A 19,139-nucleotide genomic window follows, 5' to 3' on the forward strand; every position below is an offset into this window, starting at 1 on the left:
TCTTTTCAGGACAAGTACAACCAATGAAATAACCCAACGTCGCAAGGCGACGATGGTCATTTGTTGCCTGCGGGACGACCGTTACAGGCACCCGGCAACAAACGCTGCACGGCCCATTCATTCAACCGATGGCCCGACAACATTCAACGATCGATCACTTAGAGATACGCCAATGACTAAACCACCCAAGCCCCCGATAGGCAATCGAACGCCTGATACTTCTACGACCCGACCGGTGCAGGATCAGGGGCCGCCCCATTCGCCCGCCCTTATGATTGGCCCTATGCCTGGCCCGTTGCTTGCCTCGTTCCTCGACAACGTTCCCACCGCAAGTTCAGGGAGGGATACAAGCCCACAAGTAACAGTGACGTACATAACCGATCCAGTGACTACCGCCCTCAATGCGAAACTCAGGGAGATTTCCTGGCCCGCCTTGCAGAGTCATCTGCTGCGACCGCATGAATCCGTGGACGGCTTGTTCTTCAGTCCCGAAGGTCACCTTTATGCGCATCTTGGTGAAGGTGGCTATTACCGCGCCGAACACAACGTCGATGGCGACTTGCAGATTCCCTGGCCCGCCGCGCCGGGTGTAACGCCTCCCCTACTGAAAAAAATCGCCGGTCAGCCACGCTGGCGTCTCGAGGCCGACTGGTATTCCCGCCCGCCAACGTCTGAAACCCGGTTACCGCCAGTGCTGGCACCCGCGCCTCCCTCACAGACATCGCTCTTTCTGCCCCCGCACCTGGCAGCCCTGCTGACAAGTGATCCGGACACCACAACCGGAATTCGTCACGACAAGCACAAAAACGCCTACGTCAACATGGCAGAAGGCACTGCCATGGTGCGCCGCAACGATGATGGCCAGTTTGAACTGGCGTGGTCCGGACAGCGGTCAACCGGTGATCTGGTCGAGCAGATACCGCAAACAACGCTCTGGCGTCGCAAGGTCGGCGGCGCGGTGCAAGCGGACAATCGCCGACCAGCCCCCGGCGCCGAGGAGCCGACAGCCGGGCCAAGCAAACGGCCACGTCTGGAGGCTGAACCGGACGCTACCGGGCCGTCTGCTCCTGTGTCATCTGCCAGCGACTGGCATGCCTGGGGAAGCGCCGTAAAACCAAGCACCGGAGACTCTATCGAGATCGCCGGACAACACTATCCGATCGTTTCGCAGGCGGGACATGCCACTGACGCCCTGGTCTTTATCAAACCCCCACTGTTCGCCGCCGAAGGCTTCGAGGCTTTCGAGCAGATGTTACGCACCACCCCGCAGTTGCAGCCCAAGGGCGCAGTGAAGTTGAAGGAAAGATGGGGAATACCGATCAACGACAAATGGGAGGTCGTCGCTGGCCCTCCATTTAAAAAACCCCTCGCGCAGTACGTGGCCGATACTTTTCCATACATGGCAGAGCATTCGGCGAGTGCCGTCGCCCGCGCCATGTTCAATCGCGCCAATCACGCCGAAACGCTCAATGGTTACGGGCTGAACGATTTGTTTGAAACCTTCCAGTATTGGGCAGTCAGGCCGCAAAACATGTGGGATCAAAAAGTCAGCCGATACGATCTGGTCGACCCGTTGTTGTTACTGCCTGCGCTTTCCCGACCCGGCGAGAGTTACATTGCCAAACCGTCAGGGTTCGCCGAAAGCCTGCAACGCATCGACTTCGATTTGCAGCGCGTGCCTCAGCATTTGCGCAAGATCAACGACGAGTATCGCAGCAAAAAACTGCGAACACTGTTCCAGAGCATTCTGACGGAACAGGGATATCAGGTTTCCTATAGCTTTCGGGGATCGGCGGCCCAGCAAGATGCGTTGATGATTCACCAGCAAGGTGTCGACCTTGTATTCATCCTGCGTTTCCCGGCCTTGATGCAGCCCAACTACCTGGATTTCGATGTCACGAACTGGCTGCGAACCAAAGCGCTGGTCAACAAACATGAGCCTTCCGACAAGGCACTGTTGAACAAAGCACTCGCCGAAGACAAGGTCGTATATTTGATAGGCGGTCTGGAAAGAGATCCTTCGGGCCAACCGAGTCTTTTTGTTTTCCGCCAAAAATAACGATCGCGTCAGGTTCAAGCCTTCAGCCTGGCCAGGTCTGACATCAGCCTGACTCAGGCGAAAAAAAGCCCGCAGTGTGAGCGGGCGAAAGACCAAAGAAGCTATATGCGCAGTCGCTTCCCGGTGGGGGCAGCTGCTTGGGGGTCAGCTGCCCCGGTACGTGGAATAGCTGTAAGGCGAAATCAGCAATGGCACGTGGTAGTGATCCTGTTCGGCAGAAATGCCGAAACGCAGCACCACCACGTCCAGAAAGGCCGGCTCCGGCAACTGAACGCCTCGGGCGCGGTAGTAATCGCCCGCGTGGAACTGAACCTGATAAACGCCGGTACGATAATCATCGCCTTGCAGCAGCGGCGCATCGACCCGGCCATCGCTGTTGGTTACCGCACTGGCGACCAATTCCAGTTGCGAACCTTCAACGCGGTACAGCTCGACCTTGATCGAACTGCCCGGGCAACCGTGTGCAGCGTCCAAAACGTGTGTTGTCAAACGTCCCATTGATTCTGCGCGCCTGCCTGCGTGGAGCAGTCAGACTTCGCGCCTCCCGAAGTCAGTTGAAAAGGAGACCGCACCGATTCGGAGCACGAAACGCTGCGGCGAGCGATTGATTAAGACACTTTTCAAAAAAATTGTACACAATAAAAACGACATTTTTCACATCCCCCCCGCCATTCGGGGGTTTCCTCGTGTTCTGCCAGCAACACGCCTATTCATTGAACCTCCTATCCATTAGCTGACTGGTCAGGCAGGTTTCTTGCAGGCTTACGCCAATAGCAGCAAAAGATGACAGTCGGTGAAAAATGCGAAAATTCAGGCTTACAAATTGCGAATAAAGTTGTATACAATCAGCCCATCGCTGTGACGCCAGCCTGCCAGGCCGCCACACAAATCTGTCAACGAACAAGAAGGAAGACTGCAGTGAGCGCTGACTACCCACGCGACCTGATCGGTTACGGCAGTAACCCTCCTCACCCACACTGGCCGGGCAATGCCCGCATCGCCCTGTCGTTCGTACTCAATTACGAAGAAGGCGGCGAGCGCAACATTCTGCACGGCGACAAAGAATCCGAAGCATTCCTTTCCGAGATGGTTGCTGCCCAGCCGCTGCAAGGCGCGCGCAACATGAGCATGGAATCGCTTTATGAGTATGGCAGCCGTGCCGGCGTCTGGCGGATTCTGAAACTGTTCAAGGAATTCGACATTCCGTTGACTATCTTCGCCGTCGCCATGGCCGCCCAGCGCCACCCGGACGTGATCCGCGCGATGGTCGATGCCGGCCACGAGATCTGCAGCCACGGCTACCGCTGGATCGACTACCAGTACATGGACGAAGCGCAGGAACGCGAGCACATGCTCGAAGCGATCCGCATCCTTACCGAAATCACCGGCGAGCGCCCACTGGGCTGGTACACCGGCCGCACCGGGCCGAACACCCGTCGTCTGGTCATGGAAGAAGGTGGTTTCCTCTACGACTGCGACACCTACGACGACGACCTGCCCTACTGGGAACCGAACAACCCGACCGGCAAGCCGCATCTGGTGATCCCGTACACCCTCGACACCAACGACATGCGCTTCACCCAAGTGCAGGGTTTCAACAAGGGTGACGACTTCTTCGAATACCTCAAAGATGCGTTCGACGTGCTCTACGCCGAAGGCGCTGAAGCACCGAAGATGCTCTCGATTGGTCTGCACTGCCGCCTGATCGGCCGTCCGGGTCGCATCGCTTCGCTCAAACGCTTTATCGAATACGCCAAAAGTCATGAACAGGTGTGGTTCAGCCGTCGCGTCGACATCGCGCGTCACTGGCACGAAACCCAGCCGTACCAAGGGGCCGCCCAATGAGCCGCTTTCAAACCCTGCAACCGTCGAACCTGAGCCGCGACGCTTTCGTCAAAGCTTTCGCCGACATCTACGAACATTCGCCATGGGTGGCCGAGAAGGCCTACGACCTGGGCGCTGACGCTTCGATCGACGAGATCGAAACCCTGCACCAGCGCATGAGCGACATCCTGTTGAGCGCCGATCACGCCAGTCAGCTGGCCCTGATCAACGCTCACCCGGACCTGGCCGGCAAAGCTGCCGTCCAGGGCCAACTGACCGAAGCCAGCACCAATGAACAGGCTGGCGCCGGTATTCACCAATGCACGGCCGAAGAGTTCCAGCGCTTCACCGAGCTGAACGACGCCTACAAAGCCAAGTTCAAGTTTCCCTTCATCATGGCGGTAAAAGGCAGCAACCGGCATCAGATCCTCGCGGCGTTCGAAACGCGCATTCACAACTCGCAAGACACTGAGTTCAAATGCGCGCTGGCGGAGATCAACAAGATTGCCCTGTTCCGTTTACTGACCCTTTAGCAAGCCTGACCCGAGTACATCAAACGCGGAGAGTACCCAGGGTCTTGCAAGCATCCCCAGCCACTTTTTTAAAGGCAGACAAGAAGAATGAAAGCTTACGCCGTACCTTTCGAAAAATTCGTCAACCTGGCCGATGCCCGTCTGGGCACCAAAATCATCTCGGTCACCGATGACTGGTTCGCAGACGCCAATCGTCTGTTCCAACCGACCCCGGCCGTATGGAAGGAGGGCGTGTTCGATGACAACGGCAAGTGGATGGACGGCTGGGAGTCGCGCCGCAAGCGCTTCGAAGGCTTCGACAGCGCGGTGATCCGCCTGGGGGTACCGGGCTCGATCAAAGGCGTGGACATCGACACTTCATTCTTCACCGGCAACTTCCCGCCATCGGCCTCTCTGGAAGCGTGCTTCCTGGCGTCGGGCGAGCCTGATGAAAACACCCAGTGGACGGAAGTGCTGTCGGCCGTCGAGCTGCAGGGCAACAGCCACCACTACCACGAAATCAGCAACGACCAGGCGTTCAGCCACCTGCGCTTCAACATCTACCCGGACGGCGGTGTCGCGCGTCTGCGCGTGTACGGCATTCCGTTCCGCGACTGGTCGGCTGTTGGCGACAACGAACAGGTTGACCTGGCGGCTGCTCTGAACGGTGGCCGTGCGCTGGCCTGCTCCGACGAACACTTCGGTCGCATGAGCAACATCCTCAACCCGGGCCGTGGCATCAACATGGGCGACGGCTGGGAAACTGCACGTCGTCGTACCCCGGGCAATGACTGGGTCATCGTCGCGCTGGGTCACCCGGGCGAGATCGAGAAGATCGTCGTCGACACCCTGCACTTCAAAGGCAACTACCCGGACACCTGCTCGATCCAGGGCGCGTTCGTCAAGGGCGGTACTGACAGCCAGATCGAAACCCAGTCGCTGTTCTGGCGTGAACTGCTGCCGAGCCAGAAGCTGGAAATGCACGCCGAACACACCTTCGTCGAGCAGATCAAGGCGCTGGGCCCGATCACCCACATCCGCCTGAATGTGTTCCCGGATGGTGGTGTGAGTCGCCTGCGCGTTCTCGGCAAGGTCGCTAAATAACACCGCAATGATCGTTCCCACGCTCTGCGTGGGAACGCATCACTGGACGCTCTGCGTCCGTTCTGGATGTGACGCGGAGCGTCACGGGCTGCATTCCCACGCGGAGCGTGGGAACGATCACTCAACGAAAAGAAGAACAGCATGCGCACACTGACGATTGAACCGCTGAGCAAAGAAGCCTTCGCCCCTTTCGGTGACGTGATCGAAACCGACGGCAGCGATCACTTCATGATCAACAACGGTTCGACCATGCGCTTCCATAAACTGGCGACGGTCGAAACCGCTCAGCCTGAGGACAACGCGATCATCAGCATCTTCCGCGCCGACGCGCAGGACATGCCGCTGACCGTTTGCATGCTGGAACGCCATCCGCTGGGCAGCCAGGCTTTTATTCCGCTGCTCGGCAACCCCTTTCTGATCGTGGTCGCGCCCGTTGGCGATGAACCTGTATCAGGCTTGGTCCGCGCCTTCGTCACCAACGGCAGGCAGGGCATCAATTACCATCGCGGCGTTTGGCACCACCCGGTGCTGACGATCGAAAAGCGGGATGACTTCCTGGTGGTTGATCGCAGTGGCACAGGCAATAACTGCGATGAGCATTTTTTCAAAGAGGATGAGCGTTTGATCCTCGCCCCCCACCAATAAGAGAAGGTCTGATCACTCGACAACAAGAGTGACAGGCGAGAGGTAAAGACTGTGGAAGCACATCTGTTGGAATGGCTGAACCTGAGCGTGCGCTGGGTTCACATGATTACTGGCGTGGCCTGGATCGGCGCGTCGTTCTACTTCGTCTGGCTGGAGAACAACCTCAACCGCGTCAACCCGAAAACCGGCCTGGCCGGTGACTTGTGGGCGATCCACGGTGGCGGTATCTATCACCTCGAAAAATACAAACTGGCCCCGCCGGCGATGCCGGAGAACCTGCACTGGTTCAAATGGGAAGCCTACTTCACCTGGATGTCGGGTATCGCGCTGCTGTGCGTGGTGTTCTACTCCAACCCAACGCTCTACCTGCTGGCTCCGGGCAGCACCCTGAGCGGCCCGGAAGGCGTGGCCATCGGTATCGGCTCGCTGTTCCTCGGCTGGTTCATCTACTCCTTCCTGTGTGACTCGGCCTTGGGCAAACGCCCTGCTCTGCTCGGCTTCATTCTGTTCGTGCTGATCATCGGCGCGGCGTATGGCTTCAGCAAAGTGTTCAGCGGTCGTGGTGCGTACCTGCACGTCGGCGCGATCATCGGCACCATCATGGTCGGCAACGTGTTCCGCATCATCATGCCGGCGCAACGCGCACTGGTCGCGGCGATTGCCGAAAACCGTACGCCGGACCCGGCGCTGCCAGCCAAAGGCTTGCTGCGTTCGCGTCACAACAACTACTTCACCCTGCCGGTGCTGTTCATCATGATCAGCAACCATTTCCCGAGCACCTATGGCAGCCAGTACAACTGGTTGATCCTGGCCGGGATCGCGGTGTTGGCGGTGTTGGTGCGTCACTACTTCAACACCCGTCACGACAGCCACAAGTTTGCCTGGACTCTGCCGGTTGCGGCGGTGGGCATGATCAGTCTGGCGTACGTCACCGGCCCGATGCCGATGTCGACCGCGCCGGAAGTGGCCAAGGCACCAGCGAAAATCGAGTACCAACCGTTGCCGGAAACGGCACTGGGCGGTGGTTTGAAACCGGCTGAAGCGGCACCGGCAGCCCCTGCTGAACCTGCAGCACCCGCACAAGCCTCCAACGCAGGTCCTGGCTTTGACAAAGTCCACACCGTGATTCAAGAACGTTGCGCGGTTTGCCATTCGGCCAAACCAACCAGTCCGTTGTTCAGCGCAGCTCCGGCGGGTGTGATGCTCGACACCCCTGAGCAGATCCGCCAGAACGCGGCGCGCATCCAGGCGCAAGCCATCACCACGCAGATCATGCCACTGGGCAACATCACGCAGATGACCCAGCAGGAACGTGACCTGATTGGTGCATGGATCGCCCAGGGAGCACAGACCAACTAAGCAACAAAGCTTCGCGAGCAGGCTCGCTCCCACAGAGATCGCGCATTTCCTGTGGGAGCGAGCCTGCTCGCGAATCGCCGCAACGCGGTTTTACCTGATGCACAGAAACAGCTGCGAGCAACCCGGCAGCTGTTCAATCACAAGAATAAAAAGATCCGAGGTGTTGCATGTCCGAGCTGTCCAAAGCGCGCATCCCCGACGCACCCGCCATTCAGCGATTGCCCCTTTTGCAACTGATCCTGGTCGGTTTGCAACATGTTCTGCTGATGTACGGTGGTGCCATCGCGGTGCCGCTGATCATTGGACAGGCCGCTGGCCTGAGTCGTGAAGAAATTGCCTTCCTGATCAACGCCGACCTGCTGGTCGCCGGTATCGCCACCATCGTCCAGTCCATGGGCATCGGCCCGATGGGCATCCGCATGCCGGTGATGATGGGCGCCAGTTTCGCCGCGGTCGGCAGCATGGTCGCCATGGCCGGCATGCCCGGTATCGGCCTGCAAGGCATCTTCGGTGCGACGATAGCCGCCGGTTTCTTCGGCATGCTCATCGCGCCGTTCATGTCCAAGGTCGTACGCTTCTTCCCGCCGCTGGTGACCGGCACGGTCATCACCTCGATCGGTTTGTCGCTGTTCCCCGTGGCCGTGAATTGGGCCGGTGGCGGCGCTGCCGCTGCACAGTTCGGTTCACCGATTTACCTGGCCATCGCCGCCCTGGTGCTGGGCACCATTCTGTTGATTCACCGCTTTATGCGCGGTTTCTGGGTCAATATTTCCGTGTTGATCGGCATGTGCTTTGGCTACCTGCTGTGCGGTGCGATCGGTATGGTCGACCTGAGCGGCATGGCCAACGCTCCATGGGTTCAATTCGTCACTCCACTGCATTTCGGCATGCCGAAATTCGAACTCGCACCGATCCTGTCGATGTGTCTGGTAGTCGTGATCATCTTCGTAGAATCCACCGGGATGTTCCTCGCGCTGGGCAAAATCACCGGCCAGGAAGTCTGCCCGCGCATGCTGCGTCGCGGTTTGCTGTGCGATGCCGGCGCCTCGTTCGTGGCGGGTTTCTTCAACACGTTTACCCACTCCTCTTTCGCGCAGAACATCGGCCTGGTGCAGATGACCGGCGTGCGCTGCCGCTCGGTGACCATCGTTGCAGGTGGCTTGCTAATCGTCCTGAGCCTGTTGCCGAAAGCGGCGTTTCTGGTGGCGTCGATTCCTCCGGCGGTACTCGGCGGCGCAGCAATCGCGATGTTCGGCATGGTCGCGGCCACCGGCATCAAGATCCTCCAGGAAGCCGACATCGGTGACCGTCGCAACCAGTTGCTGGTGGCGGTGAGCATCGGCATGGGCCTGATCCCGGTGGTGCGTCCGGAGTTCTTCGCGCACCTGCCAATGTGGATGAGCCCGATTACCCACAGCGGCATCGCCATGGCCACGCTCAGTGCGCTGACGCTGAACCTGCTGTTCAACATTCTCGGCGGCAAAGAGCGCGCAGCGATCAACGACTGCCACGCACACCAGCACTAACGAAGTCACCACAAAACCCTGTGGGAGCGAGCCTGCTCGCGAAAGCGGTGTGTCATTCAACAATGATGGCGACTGACACGCCCTCTTCGCGAGCAGGCTCGCTCCCACAAGGGCTAAGCAACAGCTCTGCGCCTCAAACAATAAAAACAAGAGGGAGCAACAGATGATTCGCACGCAAACCAACGTTCTGTTGAGTGGCGGCCTGCTGGCCGCGAGTCAGGCCATGGCCGGCGATTTACTGCTGTGGCAGACCAACAGCCTGAGCTATCTGTACGGCAAGAATTTCGCGATCAACCCGTCGATCCAGCAGACGCTGACCTTCGAGCACGCCGACAAGTGGAAGTACGGCGACAACTTCCTGTTCGTCGACAAGATCTTCTACAACGGCAAGGAAGACGCGAACAAAGGCCCGCACGCCTTCTACGGTGAATTCACCCCGCGCTTCTCGTTCGGCAAGATCTTCGACCAGAAGCTCGAGTTCGGCCCGATCAAGGACGTGTTGCTGGCGATGACTTACGAGTATGGCGAAGGCGACAGCGAGGCCTATCTGATCGGCCCCGGTTTCGACCTCAAAGTGCCCGGCTTCAACTACGTCACCCTGAACATTTTCCGCCGCCAGACCGAAGGCCCGCGCCCCGGCGACGGCGTCTGGCAGATCACCCCCGGCTGGTCCTACAGCTTTCCTTTAGGCAATTCCGATGTGCTGATCGACGGCTACCTCGATTGGGTGGTCGACAACGATGAGAACTCGCGCGGCACCTATCACGCCAACCTGCACATCAACCCGCAGATCAAATATGACCTGGGCAAAGCCCTCGGCTGGAGCCACAAGCAGCTGTACGTCGGCACCGAATACAGTTATTGGAAAAATAAATACGGCGTCGAAAACACCCACAACTTCGACACCAATCAGAACACCGCCAGCCTGCTGGTCAAGGTGCACTTCTAAGATGGCCCGCAACCGTGCCCCATGCCTGTCGTCGGTGCTCTGTTGCGGGGCACTTGAGACCTGGCCGTTGAGTCAGTATTCTCCGCGGCCTCTTGAATTCGGTCTAAAAAAAAGCCCGGATTTAATTCCTGACCGAAAAGCCAACTTATCCCGGCCCCGGTCAGTACCGAGGCACCCGAAAACACACTCAATCGACTGTTTTTCAGCAGTCGAACGGGTGTTTTTTTGCTTTTCGAAAGCCTTGGCTCGGCTCTTGCTAACAGCAACGAAGCTGACCGATCGGATGACTTTTGCAGCAACGAAAAAAGGCGCCACACCAGAGCGCCGATCTTAAAAAAATAAACGTGGAACACCTACTTTGGGAGCAACCGAATGAAACGTATGTGCACCAGCCTGATGCTCGCGGGATCGATGTTGGCCGGCGGCCAGGCCATGGCCGAGGGCCTGCTGCAGTGGCAGAACAACAGCCTGACCTACCTGTATGGCAAGGACTTCCAGGTCAACCCGCGCATCCAGCAGACCGTCACCTTCGAGCATGCCGATGCGTGGACTTATGGGGACAACTTCTTCTTCTTCGACAAGATCTTCTACAACGGTGGCAAGGACTTCAGCAACGGTCCGAACACCTACTACGGTGAGTTCAGCCCGCGCATCTCGCTGGGCAAAGTGCTCGACCAGAAGATCGAGTTCGGCCCGATCAAAGACGTGCTGGTGGCGATGACTTACGAGTTCGGCGAAGGCGACACCGAGTCGTACCTGATCGGTCCAGGCTTCGACCTGGCGATCCCGGGCTTCGACTACTTCCAGTTGAACTTCTATCAGCGCCACACCCAGGGTGCTCGCGCCGGTGACAACGTCTGGCAGATCACTCCGGTCTGGTCCTACACCATCCCGGTCGGCAAGTCGGACATCCTGATCGACGGCTTCATGGACTGGGTCACCGACAACGACTCCAACTCCAAAGGCGATTACCACGCCAACCTGCACTTCAACCCGCAGGTCAAATACGACCTGGGCAAGGCGTTGAGTTTTGGCGAGAAGCAGTTGTATGTCGGTGTGGAATACGACTACTGGAAAGACAAGTACGGCATCGACGATACCGGTGCGTTCAAGACCAATCAGAGCACCACGAGCTTCCTGGTGAAGTTCCACTTCTGATTGATATCGCTGCAGGCAGGTTTATTACGACAACAGTGAAACTCCTGCCTGCACCGTCCAACCTTAAGATCATCCCTTTGACGGATAGGTTTGCGCCTTTGCTTCTCTCAGTTCTCGCGGGTACGGTGGCGGTGGTGAACCACCCAGGGCGACAGATAAAGTTTTAACGAAGAAAGTTAATACTCCCGCGTCCTGCATCAGAATGCTGGCTCTTATGCTTGGGTCTTCCTTGAGTTTACCCTCCAGACCAGACAAACCCTTTGATCCAAAAAAGTATTTAATGTCTGGTAGTCGAAGGCGATCAATGGCACGAGAAACAATCACACCATCAAACTCGCCACTTATCAGGTCTTCTCCGAAATAGGCAGTGGCATACGGTGCAATCATCGGATACCCCCTCGTGTAGGGCATCACTTCGTGAGCGCCAAGACCTATTGCCGCAGCGTGAATAAAAGCAATATCAAGTGTGCCCTCGCTATTCAGTTCATCTTCAGTGATCACCATACGCTCCATGGGATCTTTGGGAACAATACGAACGCCGGCATAAAGTCTCTCGGCATCACGTCCCTCACCCGTCGCACGTTTGACATAAGGTCGAGTAACAAAAAGAACATTCCCCGGGAGCAAGGAGTAAAACGTCAGCATTTCCTTCATTTTTCCCAGTGTGTCAACTAACGTGGAACGATCTGCCTGCGGCCCAAAAGTGTTATCAACATAGTACGCCGCCAAAGGATCAATCCCCCCCCCACCCTCAGCCCCAAGTGCAGACTCCACAACACCAACAGCGGCAATTGCGGCATCCAGCCCACCTTGTACAGTTTCAACTATTCTTTCTCCGGCACTACCCTCTTGCTCATCGAGATAAGTTGTCGGGCCATACCTCGATCGAAACCTTGATTCGCTCCACTGCAATCCTTGATGGTCAACCTTTGATACCGGTCCATTCCCACAAAACATAAAAAAATTCAAACCGTCTACATCACCCGCAGGATCGGCACTTAGCCACCGCTGTAACCAAGGCGCGTAATACCGATAACCGTAATAAACAAGTCCAGTCGCATCACGCTCCTTCCCCGAATAACGGACCGTTTTGTAGTTGGCCTTGATCTCACTAGTGCCCGCCCATATAGCCGTTCCGCCATAAGCGTAATAGACCTCCCGACTCAACAACGCACCCCGCTCATCCAGGTCCAGAGTGCTCGAGTTCAAATGGTCGCTCAGACTAAACCTCAACTGGTCGCTACCAGTATCCCGAGGCGACCGGGTTACCCAGTGCAATGCACGAACCTTGCATCGTCCAGCTTCAACACTTACGACGTGCCGTTCCTCTCCAGTGGCCATGTCACGATGGACTTCCAGCCCCGGCAGATAGCGAACTTCAAAGAGCAGCGTGCGACGAGCGGATTGCGTCGATCGGACTTTGCGCAAGCGCTGACCCGGGCGTTCGTAGCGATAACTTTCAGTGTCATCCGGACCGTCGACACGCCTGACCATCGTCACGCTACTTAACTGGTTGCGAACGTCCCACGTCATTTGCTGGCCGCGTGAAAGCTCCAACTGGTTGCCGTTTGCATCAAAGCCGCCAGTCAGATTGCTTTCTTCTGCAACGCTGCGATTGCTGTGCAACGAAGTGAACATCTCGAAGGTTTCCGCACCAGAGTGATGTCGTGTTTGAAGATTGCCGGCGGCGTCGTAGTTGAAGATTTGCGTGTAGTTGCGTAACTGATTGGGGTCCAGCGGCGTGGTTTGCCAGATCGGCAGCGCCGGGCCGTAACTCGGTTGGCTGACTTCACTGCCGATCGCTTTGATCAGTTGATAAAGGCTGTCATAGGTATATCGGCAAAGCGGATCGATACGCTCCTGGTTGAAGTGCCGGGTGAGTTGAGCTTTGTCTTCGATTACGCTGACGTTGCCGACAGGATCGTATTCATAATTAAAATCCTGCAGCGTTTGGCCATTAGCATCGCTGGATTGCAATTGCAGCAAACGCCCATCGTCAGCAGCGAAGCGAGCCGTGTTCAAGAGGCTGTTGCCCGCTCGTTCGCTAAGGTTGTTGCCTAGCGCGTCGTAGTGGATTTCGCTGACCAGCAAGCTTGGTACGTCGCCAGAATCGGCAAGCTTGAGTCGGGTGTCACTCAACTGACCCGCCCTGTTGTAATTGAAAAGTCTGATGTTGCCCTTGGCGTCGGTCTGACTGTGCAGCTCCCCCAACGGACTGTAGCGGTGCGCAGTCTCAAAAACCTCATCTTCCAGGTTAGCGTGAGTACTTTCGTCAAGCCAGTCAGGCTCCTGCAGATCGCGCAGAAAACGCGTCTGCTCTGACAACGGCAAACCCGTCACACCGTACTCGTCGAGGCCGCGACTGCCGGCAGGATGGTCGTGTCGGATGAGCTGACCGCATTGGTTGTGATCGGCAAACTCGCCAACCGCACTGCCATAGATAAATCGGTCGCAAACCTTAGGTGACTCGTGCATCAGATGCTCCGAGACAATTGTCGGACGCTGAAGCTCATCGTATTGAGTATGCCGCTGGCTACCACGACCATCCCAGAATGAACGCGTCTCACCTGTCTCATTCAACAAGCTCAACTGCCAGCCAGCGTCGACGCTATCAATCAGCAGAGGCCGGCCTTGCAAATCAAAGGTGTTTTCAAGGTTCGGTTTCGGCGCTGCTTCCCGCAATCGCGGGTCCCAACAAGCCGCAAGCCTACCGACCGCATCAAATCGATTTTGCGTAATCCGAGCCTCAACGGCCGGATTCAACGGACTCCGGCAATAGCCAATATTGCGCACAGCAAAACCGCGCGAATCCACTACCGACAGTGACGGTGTGTGAGCATCAGTCCATTGTGCGGTCGTCATTGGCAAACCCTCTGGACAAGGGCTTCAACTTATAGAGGTAAACGCACACACGTCTACTGTCAAACCTGACAGGTCAAGCGACTTCAGGTATCGAGACCCCGAGAAACCGGCACAACTCCTCGCGCTTGGCCAACGCATCGCGCCGCCCCAGATCAATCAACTCGCTGCAATACCCCGCCTCGAACAGCAGATAACTCAACACCCCAGCCCCACTCGTCTTGGTCGCTCCCGGCCCACGCAGAAACAAACGCAACGCCGCCGGCAACTCCTGACGATGCCGCGCCGCGATCTCATCGATCGGCTGACTCGGCGAAATCACCAGCACCTCCACCGGTGCCACACCCAACTCGCGGGTCGGCGTGCCGACGGGCATCAGGTGACTGAACTGGTTAAGACGCTGGAGCAGCTCGATGTCGCTCTCAAGACTGTCAATAAACGTACTGTTGAGCATGTGCCCGCCAATCTGCGCCAGCGTCGGCTGTTGCCCCGTGTAGGCGCGCTCCAGCGGCTGCTGCGGATCAAACCCGCGCGGGTTGCCGCTGACACCGACCACCAGCACCCGGCTCGCGCCCAAATGCAATGCCGGGCTGATCGGTGCCGATTGCCGTACGGCGCCATCACCGAAATATTCATCACCGATTTTCACCGGCGCGAACAGCAATGGAATCGCCGAACTGGCCAGCAGGTGATCCACCGACAGCTGTGTCGGCACACCAATGCGCCGATGGCGCAGCCATGAATCGATCTTGCCGCCGCCCTGATAGAACGTCACCGCCTGCCCCGACTCATAGCCGAACGCAGTCACCGCCACCGCATGCAATTGCTTGCGCGCAATCGATTCGGCGATGCCGGGCATGTGCAGTTTTTCATTGAGCAGTTCGCGCAGCGGCGAACTGTTGAGCAGCGCCACCGGCAATTGCCGACCGAGGCCGAGCAGGCTGTGACTGACAAAGCGGCTGGCCTGACGGATAACCCCGGGCCAGTCACTGCGCAGCACGCGATGGCTGCGAAAGCCCTGCCAGAACAAGGTGAGACGCTCGATCGCAGCGCGAAAATCCGTGGCACCACTGGCGAGACTGACCGCATTGATCGCCCCAGCCGAGGTGCCGACGATCACCGGAAACGGATTGTCGGCGCCCAACGGCAACAATTCGGCAATCGCCGCCAGCACCCCCACCTGATACGCCGCTCGAGCCCCGCCGCCGGAAAGAATCAAACCTGTGACCGGTTCAGCTGGGCTCATCGCAACACTCCATGGTGCTTAAAAGGATGGGTGAATCAACCGCGTTTGGCGTACAGCTTTGGCTCGCCCGGTGGACGGCTCTTGAAGCGACGGTGCGCCCACAGATATTGCTCGGGGCAGGCACGCAAGGCGCTCTCGACCCACTGATTGATGCGGATGCAGTCGGCTTCTTCGGTTTCGCCGGGGAAATCTTCCAGCGGCGGATGAATCACCAAGCGATAACCGCTGCCATCGGCCAGACGTTCCTGCGTGAACGGCACCACCAGCGCCTTGCCCAAGCGGGCAAACTTGGTGGTCGCCGTCACGGTCGCAGCCTGAATGCCGAACAGCGGCACGAAGATGCTCTGCTTGGCGCCGTAATCCTGATCCGGCGCGTACCAGATCGCGCGACCGGAACGCAGCAGCTTGAGCATGCCACGCACGTCGTCGCGCTCCACCGCCAGCGAGTCGAGGTTGTGCCGCTCGCGGCCCTGACGCTGAACATAGTCAAACAACGGATTCTTGTGCTCGCGGTACATGCCGTCGATGGTGTGCTGCTGGCCGAGCAGCGCCGCGCCGATTTCCAGCGTGGTGAAATGCGCCGCCATCAGGATCACGCCTTTGCCTTCGCGCTGGGCCTTCTGCAAATGCTCCAGGCCTTCGACGTGGGCCAGCTTGGCCAGACGTTCACGCGACCACCACCAGCTCATGGCCATTTCAAAGAATGCGATGCCGGTGGAGGCGAAGTTTTCCTTGAGCAGACGTTTGCGCTCGGCGGCGGATTTTTCCGGGAAGCACAGCTCAAGATTGCGCTTGGCAATGCGCCGCCGGTCGCCGGCCACGCGATACATCAACGCGCCCAAAACTCGACCGATGGTCAGCAACGCCGGATACGGCAACTGGACGATCAGCCATAAAAGCCCCAGACCGCACCAGAGCGGCCAGAAGCGTGGAGCAAGAAATGCTTTTCGAAAACGCGGGCGATCCATTAAAGCTTCCGTAAATACAGTGGCCGCGCATTCTACATCGTTCGACCCGGCTTGCGGCCTGCGGGCGTTCTCGTTATAAGTCTCGGCACTTTTAGTGACAAGCCGTTGTATGCCGACATGAGCCAAACCGAACCGTTAGACCAAGATCCCGTATTCCAGCTCAAGGGCAGCATGCTGGCCATTACTGTGCTGGAACTGGCCCGTAACGACCTCGAAAGCCTCGATCGGCAATTGGCCGCCAAAGTCGCCCAGGCGCCGAACTTTTTCAGCAACGCGCCGCTGGTTCTGGCGCTGGACAAACTGCCGCCGAGCGAAGGCGCCGTCGATCTGCCGGGCCTGATGCGCGTCTGCCGTCAACATGGCCTGCGCACCCTGGCGATTCGCGCCAGCCGCATCGAAGACATCGCCGCCGCCATCGCCATCGACATTCCGGTGCTGCCGCCGTCGGGCGCCCGCGAACGGCCGCTGGAAACACCCGAAGCCGAAGTCAAAAAGAAACCGGAAAAACCGCCGGAGCCAACGGTCAAACCGACCCGCGTCATCACCACGCCAGTACGTGGTGGCCAACAGATATATGCGCAGGGTGGCGATTTGGTCGTGGTGTCTTCGGTCAGTCCGGGGGCGGAACTTCTCGCCGATGGCAACATCCATGTATACGGCCCGATGCGCGGTCGGGCGCTGGCCGGCGTGAAGGGTGACACCAAGGCACGGATTTTCTGTCAGCAATTGAGCGCTGAACTGATCTCCATCGCCGGTCATTACAAGGTTTCCGAAGATTTGCGTCGCGACCCTATGTGGGGCTCGGGCGTACAGGTCAGCCTGTCGGGCGACGTGTTGAACATCATTCGGCTTTAACGGATACTGCCGCATTTTCCAAGCATCTCTAAAACGTAGCGAAAACGGCTCAAACGAAGTAGGAAAAAGGCTCAACGCCGAATTCCAGCCAAGGCTGTCCGACTGCAGTAGTTTTCAAGAGATGTTTTTCAGGGGCTAAAAAGTCCTTCTTCCTTAGGGGTGAAACACCTTGGCCAAGATTCTCGTGGTTACATCCGGCAAGGGTGGTGTGGGTAAGACCACCACCAGCGCCGCTATCGGTACCGGCCTCGCTCTGCGCGGCCACAAAACAGTGATCGTCGACTTCGACGTGGGCTTGCGTAACCTTGACCTGATCATGGGTTGCGAGCGCCGCGTGGTGTATGACTTCGTCAACGTGGTCAACGGCGAAGCCAACCTGCAACAGGCACTGATCAAAGACAAGCGCCTGGAAAACCTCTACGTACTGGCCGCCAGTCAGACCCGCGACAAAGACGCGCTGACTGTCGAAGGCGTGGAAAAAGTCCTGATGGAGCTCAAGGAACAATTCGAGTTCGTCGTCTGCGACTCCCCGGCCGGCATCGAGAAAGGTGCACACCTGGCCATGTACTTCGCTGACGAAGCGATCGTCGTGACCAACCCGGAAGTGTCCTCGGTACGAGATTCGGACCGCATGCTCGGGCTGCTGGCGAGCAAATCGCGTCGCGCCGAACGTGGCGAAGACCCGATCAAGGAACACCTGCTGATCACCCGCTACCACCCGGAGCGTGTTGAAAAGGGCGAAATGCTCGGCGTTGAAGACGTCAAGGAAATCCTCTCGGTAACCCTGCTCGGCGTAATCCCGGAATCCCAGGCGGTGCTCAAGGCATCCAACCAGGGTGTACCGGTGATTCTCGACGACCAGAGCGATGCCGGTCAGGCTTACAGCGATACCGTCGACCGCCTGTTGGGCAAAGAAAAAGCCCACCGTTTCCTCGATGTCGAGAAGAAGGGATTCTTCGAGCGCCTGTTTGGAGGTAGGTAATGAACCTTTTTGACTTCTTTCGTGCCAACAAAAAGCCAAGTACCGCCTCGGTAGCGAAAGAGCGTCTACAGATCATCGTGGCGCATGAGCGCGGCCAGCGCAGCACGCCGGATTACTTGCCAGCCTTGCAGAAGGAACTGGTCGACGTGATCCGCAAGTACGTCAACATCGGCAACGACGACGTACATGTTGCACTGGAAAGCCAGGGCAGTTGCTCGATTCTGGAACTCAACATCACCCTGCCTGATCGCTGAGTCGATCCGGCAGGAACGACGGCGGTTCAGGGCCATTCCCACTGTGGAATGGCCCTGAACCGCCGTTGGCATTTGTTACGAGGCTGTTTTAATGCCGCTGTCCAACATCCGCATCATCCATCAGGACGCCGCCGTACTGGTGGTCGACAAACCGACGTTGCTGCTCTCGGTGCCCGGTCGCGCCGACGACAACAAGGATTGCCTGATTACCCGTTTGCAGGAAAACGGCTACCCGGAAGCGCGCATCGTCCATCGCCTGGACTGGGAAACCTCTGGCATCATTCTGCTCGCCCGTGACGCCGACACGCACCGCGAATTGTCGCGCCAGTTTCACGACCGCGAAACCGAAAAGGCCTACACCGCTTTGGCCTGGGGTCAGCCGGAACTCGACAGTGGCAGCATCGATTTGCCGCTGCGTTACGACCCACCGACCAAGCCGCGTCACGTGGTCGATCACGAATTCGGCAAGCATGCGCTGACTTTCTGGCGTGTACTGGAGCGTTGCGGTGACTGGTGTCGTGTAGAGCTGACGCCGATCACTGGTCGTTCGCACCAGTTGCGCGTGCACATGCTGTCGATCGGGCATCCGCTGCTTGGTGACGGGCTCTACGCCCACGAGCAAGCGCTGGCGGCATGGCCACGCCTGTGCCTGCACGCAAGCATGCTCAGCTTCACCCATCCGCAAACCGGCGAACGCCTGCGCTTCGAGTGCCCTGCACCGTTCTGACAGACCACACTGAACCCCTGTGGGAGCGAGCCTGCTCGCGAAAGCGGTATCACATTCAGCATTGATGTTGACTGATCAATCGCTTTCGCGAGCTGGCTCGCTCCCACAAGGG

General features: G+C 58.1%; 17 protein-coding genes. 13 read left to right on the forward strand and 4 right to left on the reverse strand.

Annotation, left to right across the window (positions count from 1 at the left end; genetic code table 11):
- Positions 1 to 283 precede the first annotated feature (283 nt).
- Positions 284 to 2,059, forward strand: a complete 1,776-nt coding sequence (locus ACOYXJ_RS00495) for a hypothetical protein (protein ID WP_460367353.1) — start codon at positions 284 to 286, stop codon at positions 2,057 to 2,059.
- Between the two features lie 144 nt (positions 2,060 to 2,203).
- On the opposite strand, the gene uraH is transcribed toward ACOYXJ_RS00495, so the two are convergent.
- Positions 2,204 to 2,557 carry a hydroxyisourate hydrolase gene (uraH, locus tag ACOYXJ_RS00500; protein ID WP_008080901.1) on the reverse strand — a complete coding sequence of 118 codons (354 nt, stop codon included), beginning with the start codon at positions 2,555 to 2,557 and terminating at the stop codon, positions 2,204 to 2,206.
- Positions 2,558 to 2,977: 420 nt separating this feature from the next.
- On the opposite strand from uraH, the gene puuE reads away from it, so the two are divergent.
- From puuE to ACOYXJ_RS00540, 8 genes are all read left to right on the forward strand, one after another.
- Complete coding sequence (gene puuE / locus ACOYXJ_RS00505) at positions 2,978 to 3,904, forward strand: allantoinase PuuE (RefSeq protein WP_038366990.1); 927 nt, start codon at positions 2,978 to 2,980, stop codon at positions 3,902 to 3,904.
- Positions 3,901 to 4,416, forward strand: a complete 516-nt coding sequence (gene uraD, locus ACOYXJ_RS00510; RefSeq protein WP_150794448.1) for a 2-oxo-4-hydroxy-4-carboxy-5-ureidoimidazoline decarboxylase — start codon at positions 3,901 to 3,903, stop codon at positions 4,414 to 4,416. The genes puuE and uraD overlap by 4 nt, the downstream gene beginning before the upstream one ends.
- An 87-nt stretch (positions 4,417 to 4,503) precedes the next feature.
- Positions 4,504 to 5,499 carry an allantoicase gene (alc, locus tag ACOYXJ_RS00515; RefSeq protein ID WP_007913974.1) on the forward strand — a complete coding sequence of 332 codons (996 nt, stop codon included), beginning with the start codon at positions 4,504 to 4,506 and terminating at the stop codon, positions 5,497 to 5,499.
- A gap of 141 nt (positions 5,500 to 5,640) precedes the next feature.
- Positions 5,641 to 6,144 (forward strand): ureidoglycolate lyase, encoded by a 504-nt coding sequence (locus ACOYXJ_RS00520; protein WP_034151759.1) that lies wholly within the window; start codon positions 5,641 to 5,643, stop codon positions 6,142 to 6,144.
- A gap of 51 nt (positions 6,145 to 6,195) precedes the next feature.
- Positions 6,196 to 7,503, forward strand: coding sequence for a urate hydroxylase PuuD (locus ACOYXJ_RS00525; protein ID WP_460367357.1), 1,308 nt, complete (start codon positions 6,196 to 6,198; stop codon positions 7,501 to 7,503).
- Between the two features lie 167 nt (positions 7,504 to 7,670).
- A complete protein-coding gene (locus tag ACOYXJ_RS00530) occupies positions 7,671 to 9,029 on the forward strand; it encodes a nucleobase:cation symporter-2 family protein (protein WP_110721145.1) in 1,359 nt (452 codons plus the stop codon).
- A gap of 163 nt (positions 9,030 to 9,192) precedes the next feature.
- Positions 9,193 to 9,978 carry an outer membrane protein OmpK gene (locus ACOYXJ_RS00535; protein WP_016982869.1) on the forward strand — a complete coding sequence of 262 codons (786 nt, stop codon included), beginning with the start codon at positions 9,193 to 9,195 and terminating at the stop codon, positions 9,976 to 9,978.
- A 372-nt stretch (positions 9,979 to 10,350) separates the two neighbouring features.
- Complete coding sequence (locus ACOYXJ_RS00540) at positions 10,351 to 11,136, forward strand: outer membrane protein OmpK (RefSeq protein ID WP_095119997.1); 786 nt, start codon at positions 10,351 to 10,353, stop codon at positions 11,134 to 11,136.
- 69 nt (positions 11,137 to 11,205) lie between these two features.
- Here ACOYXJ_RS00540 and ACOYXJ_RS00545 read toward each other — a convergent pair whose 3' ends face one another.
- The 3 genes from ACOYXJ_RS00545 to ACOYXJ_RS00555 form a co-directional block, all read right to left on the reverse strand.
- Positions 11,206 to 13,998 (reverse strand): RHS repeat domain-containing protein, encoded by a 2,793-nt coding sequence (locus ACOYXJ_RS00545; RefSeq protein ID WP_460367360.1) that lies wholly within the window; start codon positions 13,996 to 13,998, stop codon positions 11,206 to 11,208.
- A gap of 73 nt (positions 13,999 to 14,071) precedes the next feature.
- Entirely contained in the window at positions 14,072 to 15,241 is a 1,170-nt protein-coding gene (locus ACOYXJ_RS00550) for a patatin-like phospholipase family protein (RefSeq protein WP_460367362.1), read from the reverse strand.
- A gap of 35 nt (positions 15,242 to 15,276) precedes the next feature.
- The gene (locus ACOYXJ_RS00555; RefSeq protein ID WP_095050911.1) at positions 15,277 to 16,209 is read right to left on the reverse strand and encodes a lipid A biosynthesis lauroyl acyltransferase; all 933 of its coding nucleotides are present in this window, start codon (positions 16,207 to 16,209) and stop codon (positions 15,277 to 15,279) included.
- 117 nt (positions 16,210 to 16,326) lie between these two features.
- Here ACOYXJ_RS00555 and minC point away from each other — a divergent pair, with 117 nt between their 5' ends.
- From minC to ACOYXJ_RS00575, 4 genes are all read left to right on the forward strand, one after another.
- Positions 16,327 to 17,064 carry a septum site-determining protein MinC gene (minC, locus tag ACOYXJ_RS00560; RefSeq protein WP_026000431.1) on the forward strand — a complete coding sequence of 246 codons (738 nt, stop codon included), beginning with the start codon at positions 16,327 to 16,329 and terminating at the stop codon, positions 17,062 to 17,064.
- A gap of 169 nt (positions 17,065 to 17,233) precedes the next feature.
- Positions 17,234 to 18,046, forward strand: a complete 813-nt coding sequence (gene minD, locus ACOYXJ_RS00565) for a septum site-determining protein MinD (protein WP_007913953.1) — start codon at positions 17,234 to 17,236, stop codon at positions 18,044 to 18,046.
- Positions 18,046 to 18,300, forward strand: coding sequence for a cell division topological specificity factor MinE (gene minE / locus ACOYXJ_RS00570; protein WP_003223146.1), 255 nt, complete (start codon positions 18,046 to 18,048; stop codon positions 18,298 to 18,300). The genes minD and minE overlap by 1 nt, the downstream gene beginning before the upstream one ends.
- A 91-nt stretch (positions 18,301 to 18,391) precedes the next feature.
- Positions 18,392 to 19,027 carry an RluA family pseudouridine synthase gene (locus ACOYXJ_RS00575; RefSeq protein ID WP_007960625.1) on the forward strand — a complete coding sequence of 212 codons (636 nt, stop codon included), beginning with the start codon at positions 18,392 to 18,394 and terminating at the stop codon, positions 19,025 to 19,027.
- Positions 19,028 to 19,139 lie beyond the last annotated feature (112 nt).

The sequence above is a fragment of the Pseudomonas sp. Tul2A7 genome (genome assembly GCF_054790505.1).